Below are 9,078 nucleotides of genomic sequence, written 5' to 3' on the forward strand. Positions count from 1 at the left end.
ACGCACCGCCCCGTCCACGGGGCGGGCCGTCATACCGCCCGGTCACGCCTCCGGCGCGCCAGCTCGTCCGACGGGTTGTGCCGCACGAGCGTCTCACCGGTGTCCACGCGCTCCCCGTGCAGTTGCGAGAGCGCCGCCTCGACGTCCCGCCACACCACGCCCACGGCGATCCCGAAGACCCCCTGGCCGCCCTGGAGCAGGTCGACGACCTCGTCGGGCGACGAGCACTCGTAGACCGTCGCGCCGTCGCTCATCAGCGTCATCCGCTCGAGGTCGCTGAAGCCCCGCGCCCGCAGGTGCTGGACCGCCGCGCGGATGTTCTGCAGTGCCACGCCCGTGTCCAGGAACCGCTTGACGATCTTGAGGACGACCACGTCCCGGAAGCTGTACAGCCGCTGCGTCCCGGACCCGTAGGCGGGCCGCACGCTCGGCTCGACCAGTCCGGTCCGCGCCCAGTAGTCGAGCTGCCGGTACGTGATGCCCGCGGCCGCGCAGGCGGTGGGCCCCCGGTAGCCGATCGTGTCGGTCTCCGGATCGGTCCCGTGCCCCTGCGCCGCGTCGGCACCCGTGCCGGCCACGCCCGCGTGAAGCGGTTCGGCCGCACCCCCGTGAAGCGGATACGGCCCCTGCCCCAGACTTCGTCCGGGGAGGCCCCCAGTCGCACCGTCGCCGCTGCTCATCACGCCGACCCTCCGTCCTTGACCTGCCATCTCGACGGTAGGCAGTCGCCAGGGGTGCGTCAACGATCGCCACACTCGGCACGCCGAGTGATAATCACCCTGAGAGTGGTTTCCCGTATCCCAAAAGCGGGTAAGGCTGACCGAATGGGCGGAAACACCCCCGGAGAAGCACCCTTCCGGGGAGGGCGGGGCAGCGTCCGGACGGCCGTCCCGAAGACCACCGCCGGAGCGGAAACCGGAGCGGCAGGTCACGCCCAAGGGCCCGGGGGCGGCAGATCACACACGGCCCCTGCGGGCGGCCGGACGGACAGGCCCGACGGCGCGGCGTGCCCGCCGGCTCTCCATCGGCTGCGGGCCACCCGCCGTCACTGGCTGCTGGTGCCGAAGTCCTCGGGCGAGATCTGGTCGAGGAACTCGCGGAACTTCTCCACCTCGTCCTCCTGCTCGTCCGGAATGGCGATCCCGGCGTCGTCGAGCACGCCGTCGCTCCCGTAGATCGGGGTCCCGGTGCGCAGCGCCAGCGCTATGGCGTCGGACGGCCGCGCGCTCACCTCCACACCGCTGGCGAAGACCAGCTCCGCGTAGAAGACCCCTTCCCGCAGGTCCGTGATCCGGACCTCGGTCAGCTCCTGGCCCACGGCCTCGAGCACGTCCTTGAAAAGGTCATGGGTGAGCGGGCGGGCGGGAGCCATGCCCTGCTGGGCGAAGGCGATCGCCGTCGCCTCCCCCGGACCGATCCAGATCGGGAGGTACCGGTCGCCTCCCACTTCACGCAGGAGCACGATCGGCTGGTTGGACGGCATTTCCACCCGGACACCGACAACATCGAGCTCGTTCACATTGCAACCCTAGGACGTGCCGGACCGGTTTGGATAGTCGGGCCCTGTCAAGATCAGGGCAAACGGATCCCGAGAGCCGTCTGCACCAGGGCCGCGTGCAGCCGTACGGACAGTGCCGCCAGCTCCTTCGCGGTCGCCTCGGCATGGGCCCTGGTCTGCGGATTACGGTGCCTGCGCAGGGGTGCGACGACCTGTTCGACCAGCCCCGCCTCCCGCTCGGCGGCCGCCTTCACGGCCCGCAGGTGCCGCGGTTCCAGACCGAATCTGCCCAGATCCGCGACAAGTTTCGCCACGGTCACCGCCTCGGCGTCGTACCCGCCGTCCACGCCCTGAACGACGAGGCCGTACGCCTCCCACTCGGCCAGCTCGTCCTCACCGGCACCCGCGGCGGCCAGCAGCTCCGCCCGGCCGACCCTGGCGGCGGTCGGGCGGTCCTGCGCCGCGTCCCAAGGATCGCCGTCCAGGGGGTCGCGCTGCGGCCCGGGGGCGGCCGGCAGCTCCACCTGCTCGCCCCGCTCCACCGCGTCCAGATGCTCCCGGATCACCTTCAGCGGCAGGTAGTGGTCCCGCTGCATCCGCAGGATCCGTGCCAGCCGCTCCACATCACGCGGACTGAACTTCCGGTATCCGGAAGCCGTCCTCTGCGGCTCGACGAGCCCCTCCGCCTCCAGGAACCGGATCTTGGAGATCGTGACCTCGGGGAACTCCTCGCGCAGCTGGTTGAGCACCGTCCCGATGCTCACCAGCTGCTCGGCGCCGGCGGTGCCGTTGCCGGCACCGCCCGTCGTGGTTCGCAGCATGGGCCTCCCCTGCCGGGTCACACGCCCCGCTGGCTCGCGTAGAAGACCAGCCGGTACTTGCCGATCTGCACCTCGTCGCCGTTCGCCAGCGGAACGGAGTCGATCCGCTCACGGTTGACGTAGGTGCCGTTGAGGCTGCCGACGTCCGACACGGTGAAGCTCCCGTCGGGCGACCTGCGGAACTCCACGTGGCGGCGCGACACCGTCACGTCGTCCAGGAAGATGTCGCTCTGCGGGTGCCGGCCGGCCGTGGTCAGGTCGCTGTCCAGGAGGAAGCGGCTGCCCGAGTTCGGACCGCGCCGCACCACCAGCAGCGCCGACCCCAGCGGCAGCGCCTCGACGGCTGCCTGCGCCTCGGGAGACAGCGACGGCAGCTGCGTCTGGCCGGTGACCTCGGAGTCGTACGCCTCCAGGCCGGAGATCGAGATCGTCGACGTCGTCTCGGACGCCCGCTCCGCCGGGACACCGCCGCGCAGCGGCGCACCGCAGTTGGAGCAGAACCGGCTCGCCTCGGCGTTGCGGTGTCCGCACCTCGTACACACCGGCATGGACGAATCCTCCTGCCGCGGCTGGCCCGCGTGGGCACTCGTCGCGTACGGGTCGGGCGTAAACCCTCCACCCGCACTCGAGGTTGATGGGTCCCCGAAACCTATGCGGCCGGAACCGGCAGGGTCAACAGACGCGCCCTGACCCCCCGGAATGTCACCACCCGGGCGCGCAACCTCGTCACGGAAGAGCGGGCGCTCGCCACCCTGCTCCTCGCTCTGGTCATGGCGCGGCGCGCGATGCCTGGCGCTGCTGCCGCCGTCCTCGCGTGCGCTCTTGCCGAACAACTTCGCAAACAACTTCACGGGCGATTCCCCTTGAACGAAACAGACCCGCCCGTGGGGCAGGACGAACCCTGAATGAACACACCTGCCGACCCGGACATCATCACAACGTCCGTATCCTCCGGACAGTTTCCATCACGCACCACGTATGTGATGCGCCGACCCCCCGCAACCCCTCGTCGCGGCACCCCTCTTCCGGTTCCCGCCGTGCGTCCGCGCACACCGGATCCCGCTCCCGCACCCCGGTACGGCCCGCCAACGACGACGGACCCCTGCCGCGTCACCCCCATGCACCCCCGCCTCACTGCGATGACGACCGAGCGTAGTCAGGCCGCTCCGCCGGTCGCAAGGCGTCCACGACGATCTTCTGCGACCGGGTGACGGTGGCGGTGGCCTGCTCCTTCTCCAGCGTCTGCACGACACCGCCGGGGATGTTCAGCGCCGGCTCCAGGTCCTGCGGCTTGCCGATGACCTTGAAGCGGTACGGCGCCTTGATCTTCCGGCCGTCCACCTCTATGTCCCCGGCGTCACCGGAGAAGTACGAGTCGGCGACCACCCGGACGCCGTTGACCTGGATCGCCTCCGCGCCCGCCGCCCTCAGCTCCTGGATCGCGTCGAGCAGCATGTCGGACTCGACCGCACCCGCACCGTCGTCGATGGTGAGCGTGATGCCGGGCCCCTGGGCGGCCACGGTACCGGCCAGGATCCCCAGTTGCCGCTCCTTCTCCAGGGTCTGCCGGCGCGCCTCCTCCGCCTGGTCGGAGCTGTTCTCCAGCTCGGTGCGCTGGGCCTCCAGGCGGGCCTTCTCGTCCTCCAGGCGCTGCGTGCGGTCGTCCAGCTCGTCCAGGATGCGCACCAGGTCCTCCTGCCGCGCCCCGCGCAGGGCGCCGGTGTCGCTGGTCGAACGGACCTGGATGGCCAGCCCCAGCCCGAGACCGAACAGCAGCAGCGCCACGATGAGTTGCGCCCGCGTGACGCGCGGCGGCCACAGGCCGGCGACCAGCCGCTGGCGGCCCGTCGGCTCGGCCGTACGCGTCTCGGGCCCGGGGGCCGGATCCGGCTCCGCGGCCGGGGGGTCCGGGCTCGCGGCGGCCGGCGGAGGCGGGCCCGGAGCCGGAGCCGGGCCAGGAGCCGGGGCCGGGGACTCCTCGGGAGTCGGCTTGGGTGTCTCTTCGTTGTTGCTCATCGGCCTCACGCCCGGAACACGTGCCGCCGGATGGCGGCGGCGTTGGAGAAGATCCGGATGCCGAGCACGACGACCACACCGGTGGACAGCTGCGCGCCGACACCCAGCTTGTCGCCGAGGAACACGATCAGCGCGGCCACGACGACGTTCGACAGGAAGGAGACGACGAAGACCTTGTCCACGAAGATCCCGTCGAGCATGGCCCGCAGCCCACCGAAGACGGCGTCCAGAGCGGCCACGACCGCGATCGGGAGATAGGGCTCCACCACCGCCGGCACCTCGGGCCGGATGAACAGTCCGACCACGACTCCCACGACGAGGCCCAGTACCGCGATCAAGATGTGCCCTTCCCTGTCTCTGCCGTGCGCGGACCGTCACCCGTCCCGGCTCCGGCGTCGCTCGGCTGTGCTGTACGTACGATCAGGCTCGGCGCGGCCGGCAGACGCACCTCGCCCTGGTCCGAAATGCTGGTGCGGATACCGAAGTTCTCCTGCAGCACGTGCAGGTACTGCCCGTCGGCGCTGTCCTGGAACGTCGTGCTCAGCTTTTTTCCGTCCCCGACCGCCAGGACCGTGTACGGCGGTACCAGCGGCTTGTTGTCGACCAGTATGGCGTCGCCCGCCGCCCGGATCGCCGACAGGGCGGTCAGGCGCTGCCCGTTGATCGCGACGGCTTCCGCGCCGGCCTGCCACAGACCGTTGACGATCCGCTGCATGTCCCGGTCCCGGACCCGGCCCGTGTCGGCGAAACCGCTGCTCTCCCGCGGCCCGCCACCACCCTCTTCGGTGTCCTTGGCGTCGTCGACGACGAGCTTCACGCCCGGCCCGCGGACCGGCGTCGCCCCCGACAGGAGCGCGACGAGCTGCCCCTGGTCCCCGCCGTGCTGCTCCAGCGCCTTGCGCTGCCGCTCCCCCACCTCGGTACGCAGCGACTCGATCCGCTTCTCGAGACCGTCCGCCGCCGAGGTCTCCGACTCGATGCGGTCGATGAGCTCCTCGCGCTCCTTCGCCACCACCGGTGCCGATATCTGCGCCTGCGCGGCTCCCAGGGTCACCACGAGCGCGGCCAGGACGAGCCCCGCGGCCAGTCCCAGTTTGGCGCGGAGCGTACGGGGCAGCCCGCCGCCCTCGGAGGCCCGGCGGGCCGAGGCCTCCGCGTAGCCGTCGTCGAGCGCGTGGTCCATCACGTTGTTCAGCAGCGACATGGACGCGTCGGGACGCGGTGGCGGGGAGCCGGTGCTCCGAACGGGGGGCTGCTGCGACATGCCGCACATCGTCGCACGTCGCGGGGGCTACCGCCGAATGGCCCCACCGAAGAGCCGGGAGGCGCCCCAGGGCACCTCCCGGCTCTGCCGCTCCACAGCGGGCGTCAGCGGCCCGCGCTGTCCACCACCGCGGCCCACTCGTCCAGCAGTGCCTGCGCGGACGCGTCGTCGGGTCCCTCGGCCCACAGATGGGTGACGGCCTCGGCCGGGTCGGGCAGCACCATCACCCACCGGCCGTCGGCCTCCACCACCCGGACACCGTCGGTAGTGTCCACGTGCCGGTCGCCGGCCGCCTCCACGACCCGGCGCATCACCAGGCCCTTGACGGCCCACGGCGTCGCGAGGTCCCGCTTGAGCACGTGCGCCCGCGGAATGCGCGCGTCGATCTGGCTCAGCGTGAGCTGCGTACGCGCCACCAGGCCGATCAGCCGCACGAACGCCGCCGTGCCGTCGAAGACGCTGCTGAACTCCGGAACGATGAAGCCACCACGGCCGTCACCGCCGAAGATCGTCGACTCCTCGCGGCCGACCCGGGTCAGATCGTCCGGAGACGTCGTCGTCCAGTCCACCTGTGTGCCGTGGTACGCCGCGACCTGCTCGGCGATCCGGGTGGTCGTCACCGGCAGCGCCACACGCCCGCTGCGCCGCTCGGCGGCCACCAGGTCCAGCATCACCAGGAGCGCCCGGTCGTCCTCGATGATCCGGCCGCGCTCGTCGACGAGCGACAGCCGCTCACCGACCGTGTCGAAACGCACGCCGAACGCCGCACGCGCCGACGCCACTATCTCGCCGAGCCGCACGAGGCCGGCCCGGCGGGACTCGGCGGACTCGGTGGGCCGCGACTCGTCCAGACCGGGGTTGATCGTCAGTGAGTCCACTCCGAGCCGGCCCAGCAGGCTGGGCAGGACGAGGCCGGCGCTGCCGTTCGACGCGTCGACGACGACCTTGAGTCCCGCGTCCGCGACGCCCGTCGTGTCGACGTTCCGCAGCAGCGATCCGGTGTACGAGTCGAACACGCTCGACGGGAAGCTCAGGTCACCGATCTCGCCAGGGAACGCCCGCCGGTACTCCTGGCGCGCGAACACCCGGTCGAGCTTGCGCTGCCCCGCCTGGGACAGGTCGGCGCCCCGCTCGTCGAAGAACATGATGTCCACCGAGTCGGGAACACCCGGCGTCGTGCGGATCATGATGCCGCCGGCGCTGCCCCGGGCCGTCTGCTGACGGGCGACGGGCAGCGGCACGTTCTCCAGGTCGCGCACGTCGATGGCACTGGCCTGGAGCGCCGAGATCACGGCTCGTTTGAGTGCTCGTGCACCTCGGGAGTGGTCACGTGCCGTGGTGACCGTGGCGCCCTTCTTGAGCGTCGTGGCGTACGCGCCCGCCAGCCGGACGGCCAGTTCGGGCGTGATCTCGACGTTGAGGATGCCGGAGACCCCGCGCGCGCCGAACAGGTGCGCCTGTCCCCGCGACTCCCAGATCACCGAGGTGTTGACGAAGGCGCCGGCCTCGATGGTCTTGAACGGATATACCCGGACATTGCCCTGGACGATCGATTCTTCACCGACGAGGCACTCGTCACCGATGACGGCCCCGTCCTCGATCCGGGCGGCCCGCATGATGTCGGTGTTCTTGCCGATCACACAGCCTCGGAGATTGCTGTGCTGACCGATGTAGACGTTGTCGTGGACGACCGCCTTGTGCAGGAACGCACCGCTCTTCACGACCACGTTGGACCCGACGACGGTGTGTTCCCGGATTTCCACACCGGCCTCGACCTTGGCGTAGTCACCGATGTAGAGGGGTCCGCGCAGCACCGCGTCCGGGTGCACCTCCGCACCCTCCGCCACCCAGACTCCGGGCGAGATCTCGAAGCCGTCGAGTTCGACGTCGACCTTGCCCTCGAGCACGTCGGCCTGGGCCTTCACATAGCTCTCGTGGGTGCCGACGTCCTCCCAGTAGCCCTCGGCGACATAGCCGTAGATCGGCTTGCCCTCCTTCATGAGCTGGGGGAAGACATCGCCGGACCAGTCGACGGGCACGTCCGCCTCGACGTAGTCGAAGACCTCGGGCTCCATGACGTAGATACCGGTGTTGACCGTGTCGGAGAAGACCTGCCCCCAGGTGGGCTTCTCCAGGAAGCGCTCCACCTTGCCTTCCTCGTCCACGATGGTGATGCCGAACTCCAGGGGGTTCGGCACCCGCGTCAGGCACACCGTGACCATCGCGCCCTTTTCCTTGTGGAACGCGATGAGGTCGGTCAGGTCGAAATCGGTGAGCGCGTCACCGGAAATGACGAGGAAGGCGTCGTCCTTGAGCGCCTCTTCGGCATTCTTGACACTTCCCGCGGTACCGAGTGGCTTCTCCTCGTTGGCATAGGTGAGTTCCATGCCGAGCTCTTCGCCGTCACCGAAATAGTTCTTCACGAGTGAGGCGAGGAACTGCACGGTCACCACGGTCTCATTGAGACCGTGCCTCTTGAGCAGCCGCAGCACGTGCTCCATGATCGGCCGGTTGGCCACCGGCAGGAGCGGCTTGGGCATGCTCGAGGTCATGGGGCGAAGGCGGGTTCCCTCGCCACCGGCCATTACGACGGCCTTCATGTCGGAAGCGTCCTCCTTGCAGAAGTGACGGTCAAGCCGACTTCACCCGTCCGTGACAGCGGTGCTCCAGAACGAACACGGGGCACTGTCTCTCACCACACGGCACCGAACAGACGGGCTCAATCGGCCACGGTATCCGCCTTGACAAGTCGGCGGACCTGGACCACATACAGGATCCCTGCCCACCAATAGAGAGTTGTACCCCATCCGGCGAACGCCCACCCGAAAACTTCAGCGAGTGACGCAAGCCATCCACTGCCGTCACTGAGCAGGAGGAGCGGGAAGGCGTACATCAAGTTGAACGTAGCCGCCTTCCCCAGGAAGTTCACCTGCGGCGGTGGATACCCGTGCCGGCGGAGGATTCCCACCATCACCAGCAGCATCAGTTCGCGGGCCAAAAGGGCCGCGGTGAGCCAGAGGGGGAGGATCTCACGCCAGGTCAGACCGAGCAGTGTGGAAAGGATGTAGAGCCGGTCGGCGGCCGGGTCGAGGAGCCGCCCGAGGCTGCTGATCTGGTTCCAGCGGCGCGCGAGCTTGCCGTCGAGGTAGTCGCTGACACCGCTGAGCATGAGGACGAGCAACGCCCAGCCGTCGCTCTTCGGACCGCCGAACTCGGGGCGGAGGATCAGCCACAGGAACAGCGGAACACCCGCGAGGCGAGCCATGCTCAGGATGTTGGGGATGGTGAGGACCCGGTCCGTCTGAACGCGAGTCTCCTGAACCTCCACCCGGGTGCCTCCTGGGAAACGTGCCAACGATGCCCCCTGACTTTACCGTCAGCCCGCCCCCGCCGGCGCACAGGGGTGTGGCCCCGGCCCCGGAACGCAAAAATGCCTCAGTCCCCGGACACAAGGTCCAGGGACTGAGGCTAAAAATTGT

9 protein-coding genes are annotated in these 9,078 nt (G+C 69.7%); all 9 read right to left on the reverse strand.

Going from position 1 to position 9,078, the window contains the following annotated elements; translation table 11 throughout:
- Positions 1 to 29: 29 nt before the first annotated feature.
- Positions 30 to 635 (reverse strand): MerR family transcriptional regulator, encoded by a 606-nt coding sequence (locus tag A4V12_RS10505; protein WP_423548666.1) that lies wholly within the window; start codon positions 633 to 635, stop codon positions 30 to 32.
- A gap of 410 nt (positions 636 to 1,045) precedes the next feature.
- Positions 1,046 to 1,519, reverse strand: coding sequence for a bifunctional nuclease family protein (locus tag A4V12_RS10510; RefSeq protein ID WP_004002801.1), 474 nt, complete (start codon positions 1,517 to 1,519; stop codon positions 1,046 to 1,048).
- Between the two features lie 53 nt (positions 1,520 to 1,572).
- Positions 1,573 to 2,319 carry a transcriptional regulator FtsR gene (gene ftsR / locus A4V12_RS10515; protein ID WP_064068994.1) on the reverse strand — a complete coding sequence of 249 codons (747 nt, stop codon included), beginning with the start codon at positions 2,317 to 2,319 and terminating at the stop codon, positions 1,573 to 1,575.
- A 17-nt stretch (positions 2,320 to 2,336) separates the two neighbouring features.
- Positions 2,337 to 3,278, reverse strand: a complete 942-nt coding sequence (locus A4V12_RS39915; protein ID WP_079136959.1) for an FHA domain-containing protein — start codon at positions 3,276 to 3,278, stop codon at positions 2,337 to 2,339.
- 172 nt (positions 3,279 to 3,450) lie between these two features.
- A complete protein-coding gene (locus A4V12_RS10525; RefSeq protein WP_064068996.1) occupies positions 3,451 to 4,335 on the reverse strand; it encodes a DUF881 domain-containing protein in 885 nt (294 codons plus the stop codon).
- A 5-nt stretch (positions 4,336 to 4,340) separates the two neighbouring features.
- Complete coding sequence (locus tag A4V12_RS10530; RefSeq protein WP_064068997.1) at positions 4,341 to 4,673, reverse strand: small basic family protein; 333 nt, start codon at positions 4,671 to 4,673, stop codon at positions 4,341 to 4,343.
- On the reverse strand, positions 4,670 to 5,599 hold the full coding sequence (locus A4V12_RS10535; protein WP_064068998.1) for a DUF881 domain-containing protein: 930 nt from the start codon (positions 5,597 to 5,599) through the stop codon (positions 4,670 to 4,672). Before A4V12_RS10535 ends, A4V12_RS10530 begins: the two co-directional genes overlap by 4 nt.
- Positions 5,600 to 5,703: 104 nt before the next feature.
- Entirely contained in the window at positions 5,704 to 8,199 is a 2,496-nt protein-coding gene (locus A4V12_RS10540; RefSeq protein ID WP_064068999.1) for a mannose-1-phosphate guanyltransferase, read from the reverse strand.
- Between the two features lie 119 nt (positions 8,200 to 8,318).
- Positions 8,319 to 8,927, reverse strand: a complete 609-nt coding sequence (locus A4V12_RS10545) for a CDP-alcohol phosphatidyltransferase family protein (RefSeq protein WP_064069000.1) — start codon at positions 8,925 to 8,927, stop codon at positions 8,319 to 8,321.
- Positions 8,928 to 9,078: the final 151 nt, after the last annotated feature.

It is taken from the genome of Streptomyces noursei (assembly GCF_001646665.1).
Lineage (GTDB): Bacteria > Actinomycetota > Actinomycetes > Streptomycetales > Streptomycetaceae > Streptomyces > Streptomyces lavendulocolor.